The organism is Streptomyces sp. ST2-7A (genome assembly GCF_021390475.1).
Taxonomy (GTDB): Bacteria; Actinomycetota; Actinomycetes; order Streptomycetales; family Streptomycetaceae; genus Streptomyces.
This window is the reverse complement of the sequence record NZ_JAJUWS010000007.1, coordinates 1-22,063: the sequence shown is the minus strand read 5'-3', so window position 1 is coordinate 22,063 and position 22,063 is coordinate 1. Positions and strand designations below refer to the sequence as shown.

Here is a 22,063-nt window from a genome sequence, read left to right as displayed (position 1 = left end):
CGGGACACCGATTCAGTCGTTGCCGTGCCGCTGACCCTGCTCCGCCTGTAGGCGGGCCACGTAGGCGGCGGCCTGCGAGCGCCGTTCCATGCCCAGCTTGGCGAGCAGGCTGGAGACATAGTTCTTGATGGTCTTCTCCGCCAGGTGCAGCCGCTCACCGATGGCGCGGTTGGTCAGCCCCTCACCGATGAGGTCGAGGATGCGGCGCTCCTGCTCGGTGAGTCGGCCCAACCGTTCGTCGCCGCGCGCCGCGCCGCCGTCCCGCAGCCGCTCCAACACCCGCTGGGTGGCCACCGGGTCCAGCAGCGACTTGCCCGCCGCCACGTCCCGCACCGCCGACAACAGTTCGGAGCCGCGAATCGCCTTGAGGACGTATCCGGAGGCGCCGGCCATGATCGCGTCGAACAGCGCCTCGTCGTCGGCGTAGGAGGTCAGCATCAGGCAGCGGATGTCCTCGTCGCGGGAGCGGATCTCGCGGCAGACCTCCACCCCGCTGCCGTCGGGCAGCCGCACGTCCAGGACCGCGACGTCCGGACGGGTGGCGGGAATGCGGGCCACCGCGTCGGCCGCCGTCCCGGCCTCGCCGACCACCTCGATGTCCTCCTCCAACGACAACATCTCGTGCACGCCGCGTCGGACCACCTCATGGTCGTCGACGAGGAATACGGTGATTGCTCCGCTTTCGCCTTCTTTGCGCACGTTGACAGTGTCACACAGCGTCGCCCCCGATGCCGAGCCCCGGGCCGCCGGCCCCGTTGCTCTTCCCGTAACCCGGTCGAGCGCGTTACCGTGCGGGGAAAGTCCCTCCGCGACTCGCAAGGCTGTGACCAGTGTCGTTCCCGGCCCGGCGGAAGATACTTGGACATCCAGGTAAATCCGCAGGTCAGGGCGTTTAACGGTTCCCCGGAACACTGGGTACGGTGCTGTCAAGCGGGCCGTCGAACGGGACACCTGTCACGCTCGGGCCGTCCGCGCCGCACCCACCCCGTGCGCCGCACGGCACCGGGCGAGCCGCCCTGGTACCCGGTGGACCCCGGGGGCCGGACCGACGGAGGAGCACACGTGACCGTGGAGAGCACTGCCGCGCGCAGCCGGCCACGAGAGGGCGGTGGAGGAACCGACGGTTCCTCCGAGCACACCGCCGACGGTAAGAAGGCCGGCCCGGCGAAGCGGACGACCGGCGGGAAGACCGCCGCGAGCACCGGTGGGAGCCGCGCGAAGAGCACGGGCGGCGCACGGAAGGGCGCCGCGAAGAAGACCGCGTCCGGTCGCACCGGCACCGGCCGGACCGCCGCGAAGACGGGGAACACCGGGAACGCGGACCATCGCGACGAGTTCGGCGGCCCCGACATGGTGCAGCTGCTGACCCCCGAGGGGGAACGCGTCGAACACCCCGACTACGCCATCGACCTCGACGCCGACGAGCTGCGCGGCCTGTACCGCGACATGGTGCTCACCCGCCGCTTCGACGCCGAGGCCACCTCCCTCCAGCGCCAGGGCGAGCTGGGCCTGTGGCCCTCGCTGCTCGGCCAGGAGGCCGCTCAGATCGGCTCCGCCCGCGCGCTGCGGGACGACGACTACGTCTTCCCCACCTACCGCGAGCACGGCGTCGCCTGGTGCCGGGGCGTGGACCCCGCCCAGCTCCTCGGCATGTTCCGGGGCGTGAACAACGGCGGCTGGGACCCCAACGGCAACAACTTCCACCTGTACACCATCGTCATCGGCTCGCAGACCCTGCACGCCACCGGCTACGCCATGGGCATCGCCAAGGACGGCGCGGAGTCGGCGGTGGTCGCCTACTTCGGCGACGGCGCCTCCAGCCAGGGCGACGTGGCCGAGGCGTTCACCTACTCGGCGGTGTACAACGCGCCGGTGGTGTTCTTCTGCCAGAACAACCAGTGGGCCATCTCCGAGCCCACCGAACGGCAGACCCGCGTCCCGCTGTACCAGCGCGCCGCCGGCTACGGCTTCCCCGGCGTCCGCGTGGACGGCAACGACGTGCTGGCGGTCCTCGCCGTCACCCGCGCCGCCGTCGAACGCGCCCGCACCGGTGGCGGCCCCATGCTGGTCGAGGCCTTCACCTACCGCATGGGCGCCCACACCACCTCCGACGACCCCACCCGATACCGCTCCGACGACGAGCGTCGCGCCTGGGAGTCCCGGGACCCCATCCTGCGCCTGCGCACCCACCTCGAGAACGAGGGGCTGATGGATGCCGACGCCCTCGCCGGCATCGAGGAGGAGAGTGACGCGCTGGGCCGCCGCGTCCGGGACGCCATCCGGACCATGCCGAACCCGGATGTCATGGCCATCTTCGAGAACGCCTACGCCGACGGGCACGCACTGGTCGACGAGGAGCGGGCGCAGTTCGCCGCCTACCTGGCCTCCTTCGAGGACACCGATGGGGAGGGCAACTGACATGACGACCACCGACACCCGCACCATGCCGATGGCGAAGGCGCTGAACACCTCGCTGCGCCACGCCATGGAGACCGACCCCAAGGTCCTGATCATGGGGGAGGACGTCGGCCGACTCGGTGGCGTCTTCCGCATCACCGACGGGCTGCAGAAGGACTTCGGCGAGGAGCGGGTCATCGACACCCCGCTCGCCGAATCCGGCATCATCGGCACCGCCATCGGCCTCGCCCTGCGCGGCTACCGGCCGGTGTGCGAGATCCAGTTCGACGGCTTCGTCTTCCCGGCGTACGACCAGATCGTCACCCAGCTCGCGAAGATGCACGCCCGCGCCCTGGGAACCGTGAAGCTGCCGGTCGTCATCCGCATCCCCTACGCGGGCGGCATCGGCGCCGTGGAGCACCACAGCGAGTCGCCGGAGGCGCTTTTCGCGCACGTCGCCGGCCTGAAGGTCGTCACACCCTCCACCCCGCAGGACGCCTACTGGATGCTGCGGCAGTCCATCGAGTGCGACGACCCGGTGATCTTCTTCGAGCCCAAGTCCCGCTACTGGGACAAGGGCGAGGTGACCACCGCCGGCGTTCCGGGCCCCCTGCACCGCGCCCGGGTGCTGCGGGAGGGCACCGACCTCACCCTCGCCGTCTACGGCCCGACCGTGCGCACCGCGCTGCGCGCCGCCGAGGCGATGGCGGAGGAGGGCCGTTCGGTGGAGGTGGTGGACCTGCGGTCCATCTCCCCCATGGACTTCGACACCCTGCAGGCCTCGGTGGAGCGCACCGGCCGGCTGGTGGTCGTGCACGAGGCACCGGTCTTCTTCGGTGCGGGCGCGGAGATCGCCGCCCGCATCACGGAGCGCTGCTTCTACCATCTGGAGGCGCCGGTGCTGCGGGTCGGGGGCTTCCACGCCCCGTACCCGCCGGCGCGTCTGGAGGAGGAGTACCTGCCCGGACTCGACCGGGTCCTGGACGGCATCGACCGCGTGCTGGCGTTCTGAGAGGGTGAGGGAAGTCGTGACGACGAACGCCGCGGAGCGATTCCGCGAGTTCCGCATGCCCGACGTGGGCGAGGGACTGACCGAGGCCGAGATCCTCAGCTGGCTGGTGAAGCCGGGGGACACGGTCACCGACGGACAGGTCGTGGTGGAGGTCGAGACCGCCAAGGCCGCCGTGGAACTGCCCATCCCGTACGACGGGGTGGTGGCCGAATTGTTGTTCGGCGAGGGCGCCACGGTGGACGTGGGCACCGCCATCATCAGTGTGGACACCGACCCCTCGGCCGGGCCCGCCGCGCCGCCGGTGGCGACCGACCCGGGCGCGGTGGCCGGGGACGCCGATGCCGCGACCGCCGTGCCGGCGGACGCGAGCACCTCGCCCGGGGCGCCCGCCCCGGGCTCCGGGAGCGGCTCGGGGTCCGGTGCCAAGGAGACCCGCGAGCCCGTGCTGGTGGGCTACGGCGTCTCCGCCGGGGCCACCCGACGTCGCCCCCGCAAGGGGGTCGGTCGTGCCGGTGCCAACGGCACCGCTCCGGCGGTGGAGGCCGTGGCGGAACCGGCGGAACCGGTGGCCGAGACCCTCGCCGAACCCGTAACCGGAGTCGCGGCTACCGGCCGGCCCCTGGCCAAGCCGCCGGTGCGCAAGCTCGCCCGTGACCTGGGCATCGAGCTGACCGAGGTGACCCCGAGCGGCGGCGACGGGATCATCACCCGCGAGGACGTGCGTGCCCACGCCGAACGTGTCGCCGCGCCGGTGGGCACCGCCGGAACCGCCACCGGGACCACCGCCGCGTCGGTCGCCCCGGCCGGCCCGGAGACGGGTGCCGCCGGCATCGTCGGCGAGAGCGGCGAGAGCGGCGAGAGCGGTCGGACCGAGGCCCCGGCCGTGGAACCCCAGTCGATGGAGCTGATCCGCGAGCGCCGGGTGCCGATCAAGGGGGTGCGCAAGGCCACCGCCAAGGCAATGGTCACCAGCGCCTTCACCGCCCCGCACGTCACCGAGTTCGTGACCGTCGACGTGACGCGCACGATGAAGTTGGTGGACAAGCTGCGCAAGGACCCCTCGCTGGAGGGTCTGCGCATCAACCCGCTGCTCATGGTCGCGCGGGCGTTCCTGGTCGCGATTCGCCGTCACCCGGAGATCAACGCCTCCTGGGACGAGGAGCGCCAGGAGATCGTGTTCAAGGACTACGTCAACCTCGGGATCGCGGCGGCCACTCCGCGGGGGCTGCTGGTGCCCAACATCAAGGACGCCGGCAGCAAGACCCTTCCCGATCTGTCCCGGGCCCTGACCGATCTGGTGGCCACCGCCCGGGAGGGGCGTACCTCCCCCGCCGACATGCGGGGCGGCACGGTGACCATCACCAACATCGGGGTGTTCGGCGTGGACACCGGCACGCCGATCCTCAATCCGGGTGAGTCCGCGATCCTGGCGGTGGGCACGATCAAGCCGCAGCCCTGGGTCCACAAGGGCAAGGTCAAGCCTCGTCAGGTCACCACGTTGGCGATGTCCTTCGACCACCGCCTGGTGGACGGCGAACTCGGCTCGAAGGTTCTGGCGGACACCGCAGCGGTACTGGAGTACCCGCAGCGGCTGATCTCCTGGACCTGACCCCGACCCCGATCCACCCCCGTGCCCTCCGACCCCGGACGGCACGGGGACACCCGCGGGCCACGCGCCCCGCCGCCCGGTTTTCCCACCGGACGGCGGGGCGCCTCGCGTTCCGGGCCCACCACGCGGTGGGCACCGGGGCGGGCCGACGGAGACCGGGTGGCGAAAGCGGGAACCGGAGGCCGGACGACGGAAGCCGGACGGCAGAGCTGGAAGCCTGCGCCGAAAGGCGGATGCGGGGAGGACCGGGACCGGTTGTCCCGACCCCATCGGACCGGGCCCCGATGGGGGACCCGGTGACGGCCGGTCCCCCGTGCCGGCCGTCACCGGGAGTTCGAGCCGGAACGGGGCGACGGCATCAACCGCCCCGCCCGCCCCGGGACGCGTGATCGACCCGGGCCGATCACCGTGGAACAGGCACCCCGGCACGAGAGTGATACCCGGGAATGGCGCCGGCCGTTCCCGCTCATTCCCGGCCCCGGTCCCCGGGCCGTCCCCGGGGAGCCCGCCGGTCCCCGGGCCGAAGACCGAGGAACCCGGAGGGCCGGGGGATCGGACCGGTCGTCGGAGGGACCGGGCGCCCGGGACCGTCAGAGGTAGGGGCCGGAGCGGATATCCCCGCGTCCCTCGGCGCCCTGCTCCTCGGCACCGAGCCCCGCGGGCAACGCCCGACGCATCTGCTCCAACTGGGCCCGGGCCGCCATCTGCTGCGCGAACAACGCCGTCTGGATTCCGTGGAACAAACCCTCCAACCAGCCCACCAACTGGGCCTGCGCGATGCGCAGCTCCGCGTCCGTGGGCAACTGGTCGTCGGTGAACGGCAGGGACAGCCGCTCCAGCTCCGCCACCAGCTCCGGGGCCAAACCCTCCTCCAGCTCCTTGACCGAACTGGAGTGGATCTCCTTCAACCGCGCCCGACTGGCCTCATCCAGCGGTGCCGCCTTCACCTCCTCCAACAACTGCTTGATCATGCTGCCGATCCGCATCACCTTGGCCGGCTGCTCGACCATCTCCGTCACCGGGGTCTCGGCGTTCTCCCCGCGCTCGCCCTCGACGTTCGCCCGCGGACCGGCGCTGCCGAGCGCCATTCCGTCCGGCCCCACGATCAGGACCTGCGGGCTCTCCTTCGACGGTTCATTCCTCGGCTGCGTCATGGTTCCATCATGCACGCCGATCACTCCGCCCGACGGACGAGCCCGGTACCCGAACGCGTCAGCACGGCGGCCAACACCCCGGCCAGCAGCGGCAGGACGAGGATCATCAGCGCCAACAGACCGAAGGGCGGAACGACGACCAGCTCCGGGGCGTCCATATTCCAGCGGAAGCCGTTCTCCTCCCACATCGCGAACCTTTCGCGGTGCTCCGCCACGACCAGGGCGATACCGGGAATCAGCCCCGACATCGACCCCAGCACCACACCCATGCCCGCTATGACGGCGCACTGCATCCCCATCAGGGTGCGCCGCACCCCCGGCGGGGCCCCGACCGCGGCCAGGGTCGCCAGGTCGGCCTCCGAGTCGGCCCGGGCGAGCCCGGTCGCGATGCCCGCCGCCCCGACGGTCACCACGCCCGCGAACAGGGCGATGATCAGCAGCACGATCTCGGTCTCACCGAGATACCCGCGTTCGACGAAGGTCTCCGGCCCGTGGGGGATGCTCCGGAGCGCCTCCTCCACCGCCTGCCACTGGGCATCCGTAGGTGGTTCGCCCGTGCTCCAGAGGGTGGCGTAGTCGACCACGGGAAGCTCCGCCTCGTACACCATCGTCGGAGGCACGAGGACGGTGAGCCGGGAGAAGGTTTCGACCATGTCCTCCCCGGGGTCCACATATACGGCAGGGAGCGGCTCCATCCGCTCCGCGGGCAGCGTCGGCGCATTCGCCTCTCCGTCGCCCAGGGGCACCGACTCCCCCTTTCCGGGAACGGTTACCGTGTGTGCTGCGGGAGTGTCGGCAGAGGATGTTTCGGTGTCCATCGCCTCCCAATGGGCGTGCCGCATCTCCGTCTCGGCCCGGATGGTCTCGGCAGAGCTGAGCGCCACAACCACCTCGCCCCCGATGCCGTCCACTGGCTCGTTTCCCGGAGTGTCGGTCCACAGGGCCTTCGGGTGGAAGACGACCGCTTTCCCCTTCCCCACGGCGTCCAGCGCCCGGCGATCGTCCATGCCGAGGGCACGGAGCACCTCCGGTCCACCGACCAGCACCTGATCCGAGAAAGCGGAGTGATAGCCGTTCTCCCTCTCGCATAGCCACGGGATCGATTCCCCGGCCCGTCGCATCATCTCCTCATCGCATCGGTTCTCCACCGGGATCATGAGGCGGACCAGACCACAGCCGGCCTGGCCCCTCTCCCACTCCTCGCAGAACTTCTCATCCGCCACCAGACGGCCCAGGTCCGCGCGCATGGTCGTCTCGACGTGTGCCTCCACCGTCTCCCTGGCCCTCGACAGGGCAGGCAGGGCCCGCTCGTCCCCGGCCGACAGGATCACCGTCCCGTACGGCACCAGGAATTTGTAACCCGCCTCCCGCTGCGCCTCGTCGGAGCCGTAGTAGGTGGCCAGGGTGACGGACCCGGCGACCGCCGCGAGGACCGCCGCCACCGCCGGGGCGGTACGCGACCGATTGCGGACCGCGTCCCGCAGCGCCAGGCGTCCGCCGAGCGGCAGGAAGCGGCCCAGCCGACCGAACATCCCGACCAGCACCGGCGTCATGGCCACCAGACCCAACTGGGCCACTATCGCCCCCGCGCCGACGGCGACGGGGTCGTTGAGGGCAAAGCCACCGAGGAGGGCCAGCGCCGCGCCCAGCACGAAGGCGGCGGCGCCCACCAGGGGTAGCACCCGACCGGCCCGACGCACTCCCCGGCGTCCGGTGAGCGACTGCAGCACCGGCGTGCGGGCGGCCAGGAGGGCCGGTATCAGCGCGGCGATCAGACCGGTGAGCACGGCGAGGGCACCGATACCCGCCAGTTCCAGGGGCCGCAGGTCCAAGGAACCGAACCGGGTGCCCACCTGGCCCTCCAACCACGGCCGGGTGACGAGCATCAGCAGAATGCCGAGCACCACACCCACCACCGCGGCGACAAGACCCAGCACCAGACCACCGCCGAGCATGATCGCCCGGATGTGTCGACGGTCACCGCCGTTCGCGCCGACCAGACCGAGCATGCGTCGCGATCGACGTGCCCCGACCGCGAAGGCGGGCCCGGCGAGCAGGCAGATCTCCATGATGACCAGCGCCACGACGACGCCCACCACGGCGAATGCCTCGGTCCCGAGGCCCGGACCCTGCCAACGGCCCTGGGAGTAAGCGGGAACCTGGTCGTCCGGCGGGGGGTCGTGGTGCACCAGGCGAGAGGTCACCAACCAGCCCGCCTCGTTGGCCTTCAGCACCTCGTCCCACGGCACGCCGCCCGGCACCGACACCAGGAACCGGAAGTCGATTTCTTCGAGCAGCTCGTGCTCGGACAGTTCGGGGATCAGGGTTCCGGGAGGGGTCAGCAGCTGAACCCGGTTCAGTTCCGAGGGCATCTCGTAGACACCGGTGATGCGGTGGGCCCCGTCTCCCAAATCGGGGAATCGGATTGTGGAGTCGAGCTTCAAACCACCGTGCTTCAGGAACGCCTCGGTGACGGCCACCTCACCGGCGGCCGAGGGGAAACGGCCGTCCAGCAGCGTGAGCATTCCCTTGGTCAGCGGATCTTCCGCGGGCAGTTCGCGTACCTCGACCGTGGTGACGCCGGTGGCGGTGGTGACCACCACGGGGGCGGCGGAGGCATCGGTGACGACCCGTTCCGGGGGGTCGGTCAGGGCGCCGGCGAGCGCGATGTCCAGCTCGCGTCGCGCGTCCTCCTCGGTGGTCGCCTCCCGATCGCTGGAAATCCCATGGACGCTCACCCGGTCCAGGGGTTCCTGCTCGATGGGCTCACCGAAACCGAGGTTGAGAAGATGGGCGTCGGCCGTACCCATCTCACGGGCGAGCCGCTCCCCCGTGTCCAACTCGGCGGACCGCAGAGCGACGTCCAGGCCCGTGGCACCGATGATCGGCAAGGCGATCATCGCGACCACCAGCGCGCTGCGCCCCTTGGCCCGCCATGCGTCGCGACGCGCGATGCGCAGGGTCGCCCGCCACATGTGGAGCCGTTTCATCGGAGGGCTCCCGGCGAGAGGAGGGACTCCGGGCCGTTTCCGGCGGCTTCGTCGACCATCATGCCGTCGCGCAGGAAGACCACCCGGTCCGCCCAGGCGGCGAAGCGGGGCTCGTGGGTGACCATCACCCCGCCGGCTCCGGCGTCGCAACGGCTTCTCAGCAGTGCGAGGACGCTCTCGCCGGTCTCGGAGTCCAGGGCCCCGGTGGGTTCGTCGGCCAGGACCAGACGGCGGTCCCCGACCAACGCCCGGGCGATCGCCACCCGCTGCTGCTGGCCGCCCGACATCTCGTCGGGGAAGCGGTCGGCCACCTCCGGCAGGCCGATCTCCTCCAGGGCCGCCAGTGCTTCACGGCGCGCGGTACGGGTGGAGGCGCCGTCCAACTCGCGGGGCAGGGAGACGTTCTCCGCGGCGGTCAGGGCCGGGATGAGGTTGTAGTCCTGGAAGACGTAACCCACCCGGTTGCGACGTACCCGGGCCAGGGCCGAGCGGGAGAGGGAACCCAGGTCGACGCCCTCGACCAGGACCTGGCCGGAGGTGGCGGTGTCCAGGCCACCGGCGAGGGTCAGCAGGGTGGACTTCCCCGAGCCGGAGGGACCCATGACGGCGACCAGCTCACCGGCCCGGACGGTGAGGTTGATCTCGCGCAGGGCGTTCACGGTCGCGACGCCGCTGCCGTGGACGCGGGTGAGGGACCGCAGCTCCAGGATCGGCACGAGGTCGGGCTTCCCCGCCTCGGAGGGGGTGTCCTCCGTGGTGGGCGACGCGGGGGCGTCGGTGTGTTGGCGGCCGGTGTCGGCCATGTGTTCTCCCCCTGTGAGCGGTTCGGGTGTCGCTCCACCTCGCCGATGGGGCGGGTGGGCACCCGGGTCTCGGGCACGAAAAGTCGGATGATGATGGTGGGAATCGGATGGACACGGTGGCGGCGAGCCCGCCGGTCCCCGGGGTGCGGGTTCCGGGATTCGAGCGCCGGGGACCGAGCTCCGAGAGCCACACGCGATATCGGCGCCGCCCTCGACCGATGGGCTGTGGCGCGGACTACGGATGGGGCCTTCCCGCGTGGCCGAACCGTCTCCGGTCCGGAACCACCCCGCCCGGGGTCGTGACGTGTCAGTGGGGGCGACCGGGGACAACCCTGTCGGGCTCCTTCTCGACCTCGGTCGGGAACTCCTCCCCGACGGAGGTCGGGCGACGACCGGCGATCCGCAGCAGGCGGGACTCGCAGTGGTCCAGCCAGCGGGCCTCCGCCTCGGCCTGGAAGATCAGCTGCTCCAGTACGAGCAGCCAGGCGGTGTCGGCCGGGCTCCCTTCCCGCCCATCCCGATCGCCCGCCAGCGCACGAGCCTTGAGGCGGGTGTAGTCCTGCATGGCACGCAGGGTGTGACGACGCTGTGCCTGGACGATGGCCGCCACGTCCACCCCCGGGGCGGTGACGGCCATGGCGAGCTTGATGGCCAGCTCATCGCGGGCGGGCTGGGTACGGTCCACGGGTCGCTCGTACCACTCGGCGAGGCGGCACTTCCCCTCTTCCGTTATGGCGTAGGGCTGCTGGCGGGTCTCGATGTCCTCCTCCACCGCGATGATCAACCCGTCCCGCTCCAGACGACCGAGGGTGGTGTAGACCTGACCGATGTTCAGCGGCCAGGTGGAGCCGGTGCGGGACTCGAACTCGGTGCGCAACTGGGAGCCGTAGCGCGGACCGTGCTCGAGGAGGGCGAGGAGCCCGTAACGGATCGACATACCCAGTATGTATACCGAGTATTGTCGGTAGTCGCAAGAAGCGATCGGGGCACTCACTCGAATGGGTGGTCGATGCCGGGGAAAGGGTTGGCGACTCTCCCCGGGTGGGATCACCGGATCGACGGGTCGGAAGGCCCGTCCGGGCCCCGGGGGAGAGCCCACGGGGATTGGCGAGGGGGAAGGAGGCCGCGAGGCAGGAGTCGGGGGTCGGCACCCCGGAGCCGACGGCGGTGCTCGGCGCGGGAATCCCAAGTGGCCCGGTCGGCGTGGAGCGGGAGACGGGATCCCGCGGAGAAGCCCATCGAAGGCCTGGCGGAAGACGCCGGAACGAAACAGACCCCGAGCGGGGCCGGGAGGAAACAGCCCGCGGGGGGAGCGTCCGGGAGAGGCGTGGCCTCCGGGGTCGGCCCGGTCGGGAGACCGATGCCACGGACTCCGCCGAGGGTGGCGAAGAGGCGCGGGACGGGGCGAAAGAAATCGGGACCGTCGATCCCCGGCGGCAAGGACACCCGAAAGGTGCCCGGGGGTGTCCGGAAGGCTCGACCGACAGCGGGCCACTGACCGAAGGTGTGAGGCGACACCGCGGGGAAGGGGAGCGGAGCCGGCGGGAGAGGAGGGGGCTGTCGGCCCCGCCGAGAGGAGGCGCTGCCCGGGGAGAACGAGGTCCTCAGAGCCGGGCGGCCCTGCGCAGATGCCAGGCGAGGATGGCCAGTCCGAGCCCCAGGCAGGTCAAGCCGGTCCCCAGGGGCAGCACCGGCAGAACCGCCCCGCCGCCGGACGGGGGCCGGAATGCCTCGGAGGCCACATCCGTTCCATCCTCCTGCCCGGCGGTACCGGGGGCGGCCGAGCCGGTGGGTTCGGAGCCCCGGGTGGCGGTGGAGTCGGCGACGACCCCGTCCCCGCCCGCCACGGCCGGTTCCATGTGGTCGCCCGCCCCGGGCCCCCCGCCGGGGAATTGCCCCGAAAGGGTGATGGCTTCGCCATCGGCGGGTCCACCGGCGATGGTTCCTCCGCCGGCGGACCAGAGGACCTGCCGCTCGGCCGCGACACCCGACCCGCCCCCTCCCGGGGAACCGGGGGCATCGGGGCCGTGGGCGGCCACCCCGGGCGAGTTGGCGGAGCCCATGGGCACCATGCCGGTGCCGACACCTCCGGGGCGCTCCTCCGCGTCCGGGACGGGGGAGGCTCCGGGCCCGGTCATGGGATCGTCGACCGGCTGCCCCGACTCGGTGCCCCCCGGGAGGTCGCCGGGCGGTCGCCTCGGGGGGATGCCCACCGCGCCGGCGGGCAGTTCGGCGAGAAGTGCGCTGATGACCTCGGCCCCCGTGGTGGGCGGCCCACCACCGGTCGCCTGGTTGGCCGGGGGGGCCAGCGGAGGAAGGGGGTCACCGGTCACCGCCTCGGCCGACTGGATGACCCCCACCGGCAGCAGCACCGCCAGTGCGGTTCCGCACATCGTGACGCCCACCCGTATCCGCACGATTCCCACCCTCCGCATGGAGTTCAACACGCTCCGGCACCGACCGGCAGGGCTATCAGATTCACATAGTGGTGCGAATCCGGCATCTTCAGGCACCCGAAAGCCGTGGCCTTCATCGGGGCCCCGCATCCGCACCACGTTCTCTCCGCGCGTCCCGGTCGCCCGGGGGTCGCCCGGGGGTACCGAGGAATTTCGGAAAGGAGTCCGCGCCCTGCCAACCTTCGCCTGCCCCACTCCATGCGAATCACACGAAAAGGACGGTTCGCCCTTTCACCGCCCGAACGAACCGAAGGTCACACGACCATACGTCCTTTGGTGAGCCGTCAGATGAACACCCTCTCAGGTGGTGAGGACGATCTTTCCCACATGCTCCCCCGCCTCCATCGCCCGGTGTGCGTCGGCCACCTCCTCCAGTGGCATCACGCGGTCGATCACCGGCCGGACCCGACCGTCGGCGAGCATCGGCCACACGTGCTCGCGCACCGCCGCCACGATCACGGACTTCTCCTCGACCGGGCGGGCCCGCAGCGAGGTCGCGATGATCGTTCCCCGCTTCGCCAGGAGCCGTCCCAGTTCCAGTTCCCCTCGCACACCCCCTTGGAGGCCGATCACCACCAAACGACCACCCGTGGCCAGGGTTCGGACGTTCCGTCGCAGGTAGGAGGCACCCATGATGTCGAGGATGACGTCCGCTCCCCGCCCGTCGGTGGCCTTGCGCATCTCCTCCTCGAAGTCCTGCTCCCGGTAGTCGATGAGGATCTCGGCCCCCAATTCCCGGCACCGCTCCAGCTTCGCGGCGCTGCCTGCGGTGACCGCCGGCCGGGCCCCCACAGCACGGGCGAGTTGGACCGCCATCGTGCCGATACCACTGGCCCCACCATGCACCAGCAGGGTCTCCCCCGGACGCAGACCGGCCGCCATGAAGACGTTCGACCACACCGTGCACGCCACCTCGGGGACGGCGGCAGCCGTTACCGAATCGATCCCGGCGGGAAGCGGCAGCACCTGACCGGTCGGCACCACGACCCTCTCCGCGTACCCCCCGCCGGCCAGCAGCGCGCACACCTTCTCCCCCGGCTTCGGGCCCGCCGTACCGGGGCCGAGGGCGGCGACCGTCCCCGAGCACTCCAGCCCCGGATACGGGCTCGCGCCGGGCGGCGGGTCGTAGTGTCCCTGCCGTTGCAGAACATCCGCGCGGTTGACGGCGCAGGCGGTGACATCGATCAGTACCTCGCCGGGGCCGGGTTCGGGGTCGGGAACCTCCTCCATCCGCAGGACCTCGGGACCGCCGGGCTCGGAAACAGTGATGGCTCGCATGGGCGCGAGGGTAAGCGGCGGCGGGCGCCGGACGACGGCGGCCCCGTTCGGCCGGGCGCGTCGGCCCGACGACCGTCACCCCACCGTCCTCTACCCACCCGCCATCGAACCGATCCGGTGCCCGGCGTGCCACGATCCGGCCGGGCGGGGCCGGGCGGGACCGGGCGCCCCTCGACCGGCCGCTCCCGGTGTCGCGATCCGGACACCTGGCCGGACGGGGCGAAGCCGGGCGACGGCCGGGACCGACAGGATGGCCCGGTCGGAGGGAACGGTCGGACCAGCCGTATGGGCGACGCCCGCGACGGCGGATGGATCAGCGGCGTGGGATGCGCCAGGACCCCGGGCCGTGCTCCGGCCGCCCTTCCTTCTGCTTCGTCGGGTTCGTCTTGTCCTCGTCACCGCTGGTGCGGCGGATCACCACCACCCGGTCCTGCAACTGCAAAGTCGTGGCGTCGGGATCGTCGAAGGGCAGCAGGCGGTGCCCCCGTATGACCGAGACGACCAGGTCGTCGCACTCGCGCGGCGATTTCCCGGCCTCCGCCCGGGTGACCGGCCGCTCCTTCAGGGAGAGCCCCGACCCCTGCTGGATCAGGTCCTCCATCACCGACCCCGAACTGGGGCTGACCATCGACAGGCCCAGCAGTCGACCGACGGCGGAGGCACTGGTGATCACCGAGTCCGCGCCGGACTGCCGCAGCAGCGGCACGTTCTCCTCCTCCCGGACCGAGGCCACGATCCGGACGGACTTGCTCAGCTGCCGGGCGGTGAGCGTGACCAGCACGGCGGTGTCGTCCCGCTGGGTGGAGATCACCACCTGCCGGGCCCGGTCCGTCCGGGCCCGCAGGAGCACGTTGCTGCGGGTGGCGTCGCCGACAACGCCCGCGTAGCCCTCCGCGTTGGCCTGCTCCACGACCTCGGTACTGGGATCGACCACCACGATGCGGTCCTGGGTGACACCGGTGCGCATGAGGGTTTCGGCGGCGGAACGGCCCTTCGTGCCGAAGCCGACGATGACGGTGTGGTCGCGCAAGGTCTTCCTCCAGTGCCCGACCCGCCACTGTTCGCGGGTGCGCTCGGTCAGCACCTCGAGCGTGGTGCCGACCAGGATGATCAGGAACGCCACCCGCAGGGGCGTGATGATGAACGTCGTGAGCAGCCGGGCGAGGTCCGTGTAAGGGGCGATGTCGCCGTAGCCGGTGGTGGAGAGCGACACCGTGACGTAGTAGAGGGCGTCGAGCGCCCCGACCTCCCCGTCCTTGCTGTCGGTGTAACCCTCCCGGTCCAGGTAGACCACGAGGAAGGCGGTGAACAGGACCAGGTTGGCCAGGGCCAGCCGCTTGAGCACCTGGATGAGCGGCCCGGCGATGTGCCGGGGCAGGGAGACCCCCAGTGCCTGCCGGTCCCGTTCGAGGCCGTTCGGGGAGGCCCCGGAACCGGGGTTGAGAGCGGGGGGAATCCTCATGGTCGGGGCAGCTCCAGCAGACGGACCCGACCGGCTGCCGATGCCGGCCCGGGGGGAATGACCGCCACGGCATCGGCGACGGCGATCCCGCGCAGCATAGCCGGACCCGCCCAGCCCACCGGCTCGGCCTCCCCGGGGGCTGGGAGCCGCACCGGCACCAGCCGGGTGTCCCGGGGGTGCCGGGAGACCGGCGCGATCAGCCGGGCACGGGCGGGATCGGACTCCGGTTCGGGGCGGCCGGTGAGGCCGCGCAGCACCGGCGCCACCAGGAGCAGCACGGCGGAGACGGCTGCCAACGGGTTGCCCGGCAGCCCCACCAGGGGGACCCCGCCCGGCAACTCGGCGAGCAGCATCGGGTGGCCCGGGCGCACGGCGACACCGTCCACGACGACCCGGGCACCGAGCGCCCGCAGCGCGGGGTGCACGCGATCCACGGGGCCCGCGCCGGTGCCACCGCTGGTGAGGACGAGGTCGGCGCCGTCGGCGGCCGCGTTCAGCGCCTCCACCAGGGTGTCGGCGGGTTCCCCGGAAGTCTCGGCGGAGTTCTCCCGCATCCCGCCGGAGTCCGGGGACACGGCCCCGTCGGTCCCGTCGGTTCCCGGCCCGGCGGGCAGGTCGCCGAGGAGGCGGACGGAGATCGGGTCGGCGCCGAGCGCGGTCAGCCAGGGGCCGATCATGGGTCCTATGGCGTCACGGATCCGCCCGCCGGTGGGCAGACCCCGGTGCAGCAACTCGTCACCGAGCACCAGCACCGCCACCCGGGGGCGGGGCCGCACGGTCAGTCGGTCATAACCGGCGGCGGCGGCCAGGCCGAGCACGGCGGGGGTGACCGATGTGCCGACCGGTAGCAGTGCGGCCCCGGTGCGGCACTCCTGTCCGCGCGGTCGGATGTCGGCGCCCGGGGCGGGGTTGGGGCCGCGCAGGCGGTCGGCGACGGTGCGACCGCGTTCCCGCCGCAGAACGGCGGTGGTGCCCGGCGGGACGCGGGCGCCGGTCGCGATGGGCACGGCGAGGCCGTCGGCGAGAGGGGCGGGCCGGTCGTGACCGGCGAGGACGGCACCACCGGACTCCAGGCCCCACGGTCCGGGACCGGAGACGGCCCAGCCGTCCATGGCGGCGGTGTCGAAGGCCGGGAGGTCGGTGAGGGCGGTGAGCGGTTCGGCGAGAGTGTGACCGATCGCCTCTCCCAGGGGCACGGCGCGGGTGCGCAGTTCCCGACCGGCGCGGCGTGCCGCCCGGTGAGCGGACTCCCAGTCGGTGCCGTGGTCACCGACGGGGATGTGGTCGCCCCGATCGGTGTGCCCGGTACACCGATCGCCGTCCCCCCCGCCATCGTCCCCCCGGCGGGCGTCCGGCCGGGGGGACGCGCGGTCGGCGGCGGGCTCGTCGGGGTCCGGCGCACCGCGGACGGTCCCGGCCCTCCCCCCGCCCCGGGCACCGGAGTCGCCGCGGGTCCGCGCCGTGGCTCCGTCATCCCCCGCCGGCCCGTGGCCCGTGACGGACACGGACGGCCGGGGCCCGGAGCTGTTGGCCAGCGCCAGCGCGTCGGCGAAGTCGTCCTCGGGCCCGTCCTCCGCGTGACGGGGACCGCCGCGGGCGGGCCCGGTGGCGTACTCGGCGGCCACCGCCACCGGGTCGGAAGGCGTACCGGCGGGAGCGGCGGCTTCGGCGGCGTGGTCCCGGCCGGGGGCCCCTTCCGACCGGGCGGAACCGGGGCGGACCGTCACGGCCGCCCCGGTTCGGGGGTTCCCCGACCGGGATCGCCGGGGACGCCGGGGGTGCCCGGTCCCGCCCAGGTCTCCGGGGGCGCGCCCCCGGGGGCGCGCTCGCTCTCCCAGCGTGCGGCCAGGGCCCCGACCCGGCGGGCGGCCTCCTCGATGTCCAGGCCGTGGCGCCCGGCGGCCCAGCCGATGAGAAAGGTGGTCAGGGGCGCGGCGGGTCGGGTGACGCCGTGGGCGGCGTCCCGGGCGGCGTCCAACAACAGGCCGGTATCCATGCCGGGTTCGTCCTCGGCGAGGCCGAGCTCCACCCGGACCGCGGCGATCCATTCGTCCATCACCCTGCCATGCTCCCTGATCCGCTCCCGGGCGGCGGCGAGATCCCCCCGGGTGTCGCAGTCGGGGCAGGGCGGGCCGGGCAGGCGGCGGACCCGGAAGGTGTCCAGAAGGGTGCGCAACGGACGGTCGCGCAGGCTGCCGGCGGGCGTGCCGTGCGGACCGGGTGAGGCGGCTATCACGGCGAGTGCCTGGCGCACGGACTCGGTGCGGTAGGCCCCGACGAGCGGCTGGTCGCGCCCGTCGGGGTCGGTGAGGATCAGGGCACGGGGCGCGTCGGGGCCGTCGTCGACGGGGAAGTCGAGCAGCGGGTGCAGGTCCTTCCTGGTGAGGAAGGGGAGGTCGGCGGCGAGCAGCAGCAACCGGGGAGTGCGCACCTCGCGCAGGCCCGCCTCGAGGGCGGGCAACGGCCCGCCGCCGGGCGGTTCCTCACGGGTCCAGCGCACGGGTCGACAGGTGGGTCGGGGCGGTCCGACGACGACGGTGTCCACGGCGTCGGGGCAGGCGGCGAGCACCCGGTCCAGGAGGGTGCGTCCCCCGATGGTGAGCGAGGGCTTGTCGACGCCACCGAGCCGGCGGGCGGCTCCGCCGGCGAGGATCACTGCGGTGTACGGCTGGGTCCGTCCCCCGGAGGGGGGTGACGGGGTGTGCCGCGCGGTCGGGAGGGGGTCTTCGCGACGGGACTGGGCGGCCATGCTCCCGAGTATCGCCCCCGGGGGCGTCCGGCGCGTCGGTGTGTCGGCTTTCGGCGCGTTCCGAAAGCGCGCCCCCGCTCACGTCGCCGGGCCGGGGTCCGGAACGGTCGCCGATCTGGTCCGGCGGGACGGCTGGACGGGCACGGGGCACCGGGCCGAAGCCTCCGGCGTCCCGACGCGGAACCGCGCCGTCGGCGGGCCCGACCCCGTTCGGGAACGGCGAGGGCCCCGGGAATCGGCTGAAGGCCGTCCGGGGGCCGGCCGACCCGGGAAAGCCCGGGGGTACCCGGATCGGCGTCACCACCCGGCGTCGATCGGTGCGTGAACGGTCGAACCGCCTCCCGTCGGCGCGCCGGATACGCCGGATACGCCGGATACGCCGAGCGGGACGGTTCGGGGCGGGAACGATCGCCACGACGCCCGTCGACGTGGTGCCCACCGCCCCACCCCCGGTCTCCGACCGGCGCCACACGGGCCCCGGCCCCGGTCGGAGACCGGTCACAGATCGCGGAGCAGCAACCCCGGCCGTTCGACCCGGTCGGCGACGTCCCGCAGGAAGCCGCCGGCGGCGGCACCGTCGCAGACCCGGTGGTCGAAGGTCAGGGACAGTTGCACCACGTGGCGCAGGGCGAGTTCGCCGTTGTGCGCCCAGGGCTTCTCCACGATCCGCCCGACCCCGAGCATGGCGGCCTGGGGGTGGTTGATGATCGGGGTGGAGCCGTCGACGCCGAAGACGCCGTAGTTGTTGAGCGTGAAGGTGCCTCCGGTGAGTTGGGCCGGCGGGAGGGTCCCGGCGCGCGCGGCTTCGGTGAGTCGGGCGATCTCGGTCGCGAGCCCACCGGTGGTGAGGGTGTGCGCGTCGCGGACGACCGGGACCACCAGGCCGCGCGGGGTCTGCGCGGCGAGACCGAGGTGGACGGACGACAGCCGCACGATCTCGCGGCGTTCGGTGTCCACGGTCGCGTTCAGCTCCGGTCGGCGGGCGAGCACGGCGGTGCAGATGCGGGCCAGGAGGGCGAGCAGCGGAACACGCGGCTCACCCAGCTCACGTCGCAGCTCCACCAGGGCGGTGGCGTCGGCGTCCACCCAGCAGGTCGCGTCGGGGATCTCGGCGCGGCTGCGGGTGAGGTGGTCGGCCATGGTGCCGAGGAGGCCGCGCAGCGGGATGCGGGTCTCACCCGCCCGTTCGATCGCCGGGGCGGCCGGCAGACGGGTGGCGTCCGGAGCGGGTGGCGTCCGCGATCGGGTGGAGGCACGTTCGACATCGGCCCGCAGGATGAGCCCGTCGGGGCCGGTGCCGCGCAGGCGGGTGAGGTCGACGCCGCGTTCCCGGGCGAGGCGGCGGACCAGGGGCGAGATGACCGCCGGTCCGGCGCCCCCGCGCGGGGGCGGGGTGTCGGCGGTGCGGGTCGGGGGGTCGAAGGGGCGTGTGTCGACGGGGTGTGCGGGGGCGGGGCGCGAGCCGTTCGCGCCTACGGCCGGACCCGTACCGTCCCCCGTGGCCGCCCCGACGAGGGCGAACGCCCGGGAGCGGCGGGCCCGACGTCCGCCGGAGCCGTCGCGGGAGGCGGGGTCGGCGGTGCCGTACCCGACCAGCACCCGTCCCGAGCCGCCCCGCGAGGCGTCGGTGTCGGCGCCGGGCCCCTCGGTCGGGTCGGTGGCGGGGGCCGCCCCGGGAGCGACTTCCACCGCCACGGCCACCAGTGGGGCGCCCACCGGCACCTCCTCGCCCTCCGCGCCGTGCCGTGCGGTGATCACCCCGGCCCACGGACAGGGCACCTCGACCTGCGCCTTCGCGGTCTCGACCTCCACCACCGGCTGGTCGACGACGACCTCGTCGCCGACCTCGACCAGCCAGCGCACGATCTCGGCTCCGGGCAGGCCCTCACCGAGGTCGGGTAGCAGGAATTCACGCACCTCAGCCACGGCCGCCACCCCCGTCCCGGCGACCCGCCGGACGCCCGGGGACGATGCCGTCGCCGGACTCGCGGTATTCCGCCTCCCACTGCAGGCGGGCCATCGCGTCCAGGATCCGCTCCGTGTCGGGCAGGTGGTGGTGTTCCCGCATCGGTGGCGGATAGGGGGTGTCGAAGCCGGTGACCCGCAGCACGGGGGCGTGCAGGTGGTGGAAGCAGCGCTCGGTGATCCGGGCGGCGATCTCCGCGCCGGGGCCGGCGAAGCCGGACGCCTCGTGGACGACGATGGCGCGTCCGGTGCGGCGCACGGAGGCGCAGACCGTCCCGTCGTCGAAGGGCACCAGGGTGCGCAGGTCGACGACCTCGACGTCCCAGCCCTCGCCACGGGCGGCCTCGGCGGCCTCCAGACAGACCGGCAGGCCGGTCCCGTAGGTGATGAGGGTGAGGGAGGTGCCGGGGCGGCGCACCACCGCGCGACCGAAGGGTTCCACGGCCGACGGGGCGTCGGGGTCGAAGGTGTCCTTGGACCAGTACATCCGCTTGGGTTCCAGGAACACCACCGGGTCGTCGGAGGCGATGGCCCGGCGCAGCAGACCGTAGGAGTCGGCGACGGTGGCCGGGGCGACGACGTGCAGACCGGGGGTCGCCATCCAGTAGATCTCGGAGGAGTCGCTGTGGTGCTCGACCCCGCCGATGCCACCGCCGTAGGGGATGCGGATGGTCAACGGCAGGTTGAGGGCGCCGGAGGTGCGGTTGCGCATCTTGGCGACGTGCGAGACGAGTTGTTCGAAGGCGGGATAGGCGAAGGCGTCGAACTGCATCTCGACCACCGGCCGCAGCCCGTACATGGCCATGCCGACGGCGGTGCCGAGGATGCCCGCCTCGGCGAGGGGCGTATCGGAGCAGCGGTCCTCGCCGAACTCGGCGGCGAGACCGTCGGTGATGCGGAAGACGCCGCCCAGGGTGCCGACGTCCTCGCCCATCACCAGGACATCGGGGTCCTCGGCGAGGGCGTCGCGCAGGGCGCGGTTGAGGGCGGCGGCCATGGTGACGGGGCGCGGGCCGGTGGGGGCGGGCGCGGCGGCGGATTCGGCGCGGGTGGTCATGCGGCACGCTCCGATGGGGCGTCGGCGGTCGCGTTCCGGCCCGCGGTGTTCCCGGCGCCGGGGGCCGGATCCGGGGTGCCGGCGGCCAGTTCGGCGCGCAGCAGTTCGCGCTGTTCGAGAAGTTGGGGGGTGGGCTCGGCGAAGACGTGGGCGAAGAGGTCGTCGGGGTCCAGGGCGGGTTCGCCGCCGAGTTGTTCGCGCATCCGGCCGATCAGGACCTCCGCCTCCTCCTCGGCGCGGCGCAGGTGGTCCTCGCCGAGTTCACCGCGGGCGCGCAACTCGTCCTCCAGCAGGCGCAGCGGGTCGCGCTCGCGCCAGACCTCGACCTCGGCGTCGTCGCGGTAGCGGCCGGCGTCGTCGGCGTTGGTGTGGGCGTCGATGCGGTAGGTGAGGGCCTCGACGAGGGTCGGGCCGCCGCCGGCGCGGGCGCGTTCGACGGCCTCGACCAGCACCTCGTGGACGGCGGGGGCGTCGTTGCCGTCGACCAGGCGGCCGGGCATGCCGTAACCGACGGCCTTGTGGGCGAGGGTGGGGGCGGCGGTCTGCTTGGCGAGCGGCACGGAGATCGCGAAGCGGTTGTTCTGCACGAGGAAGACCACGGGGGCGCGCCAGACGGCGGCGAAGTTCAGCGCCTCGTGGAAGTCGCCCTCGGAGGTGCCACCGTCGCCGACCATGGCCAGGGCGACGATGTCGTCGCCGCGCAGCCGGGCGGCCCGGGCGAGGCCGACGGCGTGCGGGAGCTGGGTGGCCAGCGGGGTGGAGAGGGGGGCGACGCGCCGTCGGCGGGGGTCCCATCCGCTGTGGCGGTCGCCGCGCAGCAGGGTCAGCGTCTCGACCGGATCGACGCCCCGGCTGACGACGGCGAGGGTGTCGCGGTAGCTGGGGAAGAGCCAGTCGCGGTCGGCGAGGGCGAGTGCGGAGGCGACCTGGCAGGCCTCCTGGCCTGTGGAGGAGGGGTAGACGGCGAGTCGGCCCTGGCGGGTGAGGGCGGTGGCGGCGGTGTTGTACCGGCGGCCGACGACCAGACGGCGGTGGAGCAGGCGCCACAGGTCGGCGTCGATCTTCCCGGTGGGCTCGGTGTCGCCGGAGAGGACGCGGTGGGGTGCGGCCTCCGGCAGCAGGGTCGCAGGG

Annotated in this window: 16 protein-coding genes; 3 read left to right on the top strand and 13 right to left on the bottom strand. The window is 73.0% G+C overall.

Going from position 1 to position 22,063, the window contains the following annotated elements:
• Window positions 1-12 precede the first annotated feature (12 nt).
• Window positions 13-717, bottom strand: a complete 705-nt coding sequence (locus tag LZF96_RS06215; protein ID WP_267940553.1) for a response regulator transcription factor — start codon at window positions 715-717, stop codon at window positions 13-15.
• 345 nt (window positions 718-1,062) lie between these two features.
• Here LZF96_RS06215 and pdhA point away from each other — a divergent pair, with 345 nt between their 5' ends.
• From pdhA to LZF96_RS06200, 3 genes are read left to right on the top strand one after another with little or no spacing between them, the layout of a single operon-like run.
• On the top strand, window positions 1,063-2,418 hold the full coding sequence (gene pdhA / locus LZF96_RS06210; RefSeq protein ID WP_374203116.1) for a pyruvate dehydrogenase (acetyl-transferring) E1 component subunit alpha: 1,356 nt from the start codon (window positions 1,063-1,065) through the stop codon (window positions 2,416-2,418).
• Between the two features lies 1 nt (window position 2,419).
• The gene (locus tag LZF96_RS06205; RefSeq protein WP_233866676.1) at window positions 2,420-3,409 is read left to right on the top strand and encodes an alpha-ketoacid dehydrogenase subunit beta; all 990 of its coding nucleotides are present in this window, start codon (window positions 2,420-2,422) and stop codon (window positions 3,407-3,409) included.
• A gap of 55 nt (window positions 3,410-3,464) precedes the next feature.
• The gene (locus LZF96_RS06200) at window positions 3,465-5,018 is read left to right on the top strand and encodes a dihydrolipoamide acetyltransferase family protein (protein WP_233867075.1); all 1,554 of its coding nucleotides are present in this window, start codon (window positions 3,465-3,467) and stop codon (window positions 5,016-5,018) included.
• A 590-nt stretch (window positions 5,019-5,608) separates the two neighbouring features.
• Here the strand turns inward: LZF96_RS06200 and LZF96_RS06195 are convergent.
• From LZF96_RS06195 to LZF96_RS06140, 12 genes are all read right to left on the bottom strand, one after another.
• Window positions 5,609-6,172 (bottom strand): bacterial proteasome activator family protein, encoded by a 564-nt coding sequence (locus LZF96_RS06195; RefSeq protein WP_308294155.1) that lies wholly within the window; start codon window positions 6,170-6,172, stop codon window positions 5,609-5,611.
• A gap of 20 nt (window positions 6,173-6,192) precedes the next feature.
• Window positions 6,193-9,162: an FtsX-like permease family protein gene (locus LZF96_RS06190; protein WP_233866674.1), complete on the bottom strand. Its 2,970-nt coding sequence runs from the start codon at window positions 9,160-9,162 to the stop codon at window positions 6,193-6,195.
• Window positions 9,159-9,965 carry an ABC transporter ATP-binding protein gene (locus tag LZF96_RS06185; protein WP_233866672.1) on the bottom strand — a complete coding sequence of 269 codons (807 nt, stop codon included), beginning with the start codon at window positions 9,963-9,965 and terminating at the stop codon, window positions 9,159-9,161. The genes LZF96_RS06190 and LZF96_RS06185 overlap by 4 nt, the downstream gene beginning before the upstream one ends.
• Before the next feature lie 307 nt (window positions 9,966-10,272).
• Window positions 10,273-10,902, bottom strand: coding sequence for a PadR family transcriptional regulator (locus LZF96_RS06180; protein WP_233866670.1), 630 nt, complete (start codon window positions 10,900-10,902; stop codon window positions 10,273-10,275).
• Between the two features lie 667 nt (window positions 10,903-11,569).
• Window positions 11,570-12,382, bottom strand: coding sequence for a hypothetical protein (locus LZF96_RS06175; protein ID WP_233867141.1), 813 nt, complete (start codon window positions 12,380-12,382; stop codon window positions 11,570-11,572).
• A 339-nt stretch (window positions 12,383-12,721) separates the two neighbouring features.
• A complete protein-coding gene (locus LZF96_RS06170) occupies window positions 12,722-13,699 on the bottom strand; it encodes an NAD(P)H-quinone oxidoreductase (protein ID WP_233866668.1) in 978 nt (325 codons plus the stop codon).
• A gap of 313 nt (window positions 13,700-14,012) precedes the next feature.
• Window positions 14,013-15,161 carry a TrkA family potassium uptake protein gene (locus LZF96_RS06165; protein ID WP_233866666.1) on the bottom strand — a complete coding sequence of 383 codons (1,149 nt, stop codon included), beginning with the start codon at window positions 15,159-15,161 and terminating at the stop codon, window positions 14,013-14,015.
• Window positions 15,158-16,888 carry a molybdopterin molybdotransferase MoeA gene (locus LZF96_RS06160; RefSeq protein ID WP_233866663.1) on the bottom strand — a complete coding sequence of 577 codons (1,731 nt, stop codon included), beginning with the start codon at window positions 16,886-16,888 and terminating at the stop codon, window positions 15,158-15,160. Before LZF96_RS06160 ends, LZF96_RS06165 begins: the two co-directional genes overlap by 4 nt.
• Window positions 16,885-17,910, bottom strand: coding sequence for an NTP transferase domain-containing protein (locus LZF96_RS06155; RefSeq protein WP_233866661.1), 1,026 nt, complete (start codon window positions 17,908-17,910; stop codon window positions 16,885-16,887). The genes LZF96_RS06160 and LZF96_RS06155 overlap by 4 nt, the downstream gene beginning before the upstream one ends.
• 498 nt (window positions 17,911-18,408) lie before the next feature.
• Window positions 18,409-19,836, bottom strand: a complete 1,428-nt coding sequence (locus tag LZF96_RS06150) for a dihydrolipoamide acetyltransferase family protein (protein WP_233866658.1) — start codon at window positions 19,834-19,836, stop codon at window positions 18,409-18,411.
• Window positions 19,829-20,932: an alpha-ketoacid dehydrogenase subunit beta gene (locus tag LZF96_RS06145; RefSeq protein WP_233866655.1), complete on the bottom strand. Its 1,104-nt coding sequence runs from the start codon at window positions 20,930-20,932 to the stop codon at window positions 19,829-19,831. The genes LZF96_RS06150 and LZF96_RS06145 overlap by 8 nt, the downstream gene beginning before the upstream one ends.
• Window positions 20,929-22,063, bottom strand: a 1,135-nt coding sequence (locus LZF96_RS06140) for a thiamine pyrophosphate-dependent dehydrogenase E1 component subunit alpha (protein WP_233866652.1), incomplete at its 5' end; no start/stop codon positions are given. The genes LZF96_RS06140 and LZF96_RS06145, both read right to left, overlap by 4 nt.